This is a genomic window from Paenibacillus tengchongensis (genome assembly GCF_008973665.1).
GTDB classification, from domain to species: Bacteria; Bacillota; Bacilli; order Paenibacillales; family Paenibacillaceae; genus Paenibacillus_AQ; species Paenibacillus_AQ tengchongensis.
The window spans coordinates 1-2,000 of sequence record NZ_WACP01000033.1; the positions used below are offsets into that span (position 1 = coordinate 1).

At 36.4% G+C, this 2,000-nt stretch carries 1 protein-coding gene; it reads left to right on the forward strand.

The features are described 5' to 3' along the window. Positions 1-142: 142 nt before the first annotated feature. Entirely contained in the window at positions 143-1,273 is a 1,131-nt protein-coding gene (locus F1381_RS27800; RefSeq protein WP_187355599.1) for a hypothetical protein, read from the forward strand. Positions 1,274-2,000: the final 727 nt, after the last annotated feature.

A 2,000-nucleotide genomic window follows, 5' to 3' on the forward strand; every position in this document is an offset into this window, starting at 1 on the left:
AAGGTTCATTGCTAATTCAAGTGTATGCTCAACTACTAAGTTATCTAAACTTCTTACCTCCGATCTGACATCTATAAAGGACCATGTTATTTAAATGAATAAAACTGTTTATGAAAGATCTGGAAAGAATTGTTTTGGGTCAATGAAAATTTTTAATGAAATCATACAGAAACTACAGTCTTTGCACTTTAAAGCGTCTGATATTTCTACCTACGACTTTTCTACACTATACACTTCATTACCCGATGACCTTATTAAACAGAAACTAGGAAGTCTTATTTCCAAAATCTTTAACAAATTAGGACATAGTTTTCTTGCATGTTCTGAATCTAGGGCGTTTTTTACCAATGCTTCTGTGAAGAAATATACTATGTTTACATGTGGTGAATTTATTGAATCTCTGTGCTTTCTTATAGATAATATTTTTGTTAGATTTGGGAATTCAGTGTATCAACAAATTATTGGCATCCCTATGGGTACAAATTGTGCACCACTTATTGCTGACCTTTTCCTTTACTGCTATGAAAGTGAATATATGCAGAAATTATCTGTTGAAAACGAGGCCCTTATTAAAGAAGCTTTTAATAGAACTTCACGATACTTAGATGATTTATTTAACGTCGATAATATCCATTTCGAAAAAGTATATAGGGATATTTACCCACATGAACTCCAGTTAAATAAAGCCAATGAATCGGACCATCATGCGTCATTTTTAGACCTGGACCTGAGTATAGCTAACAATACGATTTCTACTAAAATCTATGACAAGAGAGATGATTTTAATTTTGATATTGTTAATTTCCCATTTCTCGATGGGGATGTTCCTCGCTCTACTTCTTACGGGGTTTATATTTCTCAACTTATACGCTTTTCACGAGCTTGCAGTCATGTGAAGGATTTTAATGAACGTAATCTTATTCTAACTAAAAAACTGCTCAAACAAGGATACAGATATCATAAGTTACGAAACTCATTTAGTAAATTTTACTATCGCAATACATCACTTGTGACTAAATATAACTGCAGCCTTAAATCTCTCTTGAACCTTGGAATTTCTCAACCTGAATTTTATGGAGACGTTGTTTATAAGCTTCGTAGACTTAAATTTAATAATACTTTCAATTTACTGTTTAGAAAACTTATTACAGAGTTTATCGCCAAGGGATATGAGAGGAAGATCTTGCGACAAACTACATGTTTGGTTTTTAACCTAGACTTCGTTAAAGGCTTTGACAACCTTTTTTATTGCACGGCGGTCAAAGGCACTTAAGAGTTTATGATCATTTCTCCACAAACCCTGTTTGGGGTAGGTGAAGTGGGATGTTTTCTTATCTGCCTTTGGTCGTGATTGTTACAGTTCTTTCTTTTGCTCCGTCATTGGATGTCGAGCCGATCCGACATTAGATGGCGTGTAGCGCTGGAGTGCTATACCTTTAATCAGCTTCAGTCAATTATGACGTCATGCTTGCCAAATGACGTCACTTTTATCGCTCGATTTGGGTACGTTGTTATTTTAGTTAGAGAGACCTGGAGGAATCAACTTGTCTTATCGTTCTGTGTTTTTGTGATTTTTTGTCTTTAATTTAAGTGAATGTCCGTTTCTTTGTTTTCTTTGCCCGGGGGAAGTGTGAGGTTGGCGCCGTTGAACTAAGTTTAAACCACCTGCAGCGCTTCTGCAGACCGTTCCAAGTCGGTAACCCCCGGGGGAATTTCGTTTTATCTTAAACCGTTTTAATACATCTCTGGGTTGGGTGTTTGGTTTAGATTTGAAACCCCCTTCAGTGCTGATGCTGACCGTTCCAAGGCGGTTTTCCTGGGTAATTCGTTTTGTCTTCAATTATTGTTACGTCTCTATGTTGGGTGGGATTGGGGTTGGGTGGGATTTGGGTTTGGTAGTTTTTTGGTGGGGTGGGATGGATTGCATGTGGTTTTTTCTAGGAATCTCTTCCTTTTCATATTTATCATCGATTCATTTCAAGTTCTTATCTTCGAATAGT

Excerpts from the sequence above, each read along its gene's own strand:
- F1381_RS27800 (WP_187355599.1), top strand. The coding sequence starts at position 143 with ATGAAAATTTTTAATGAAATCATACAGAAACTACAGTCTTTGCACTTT.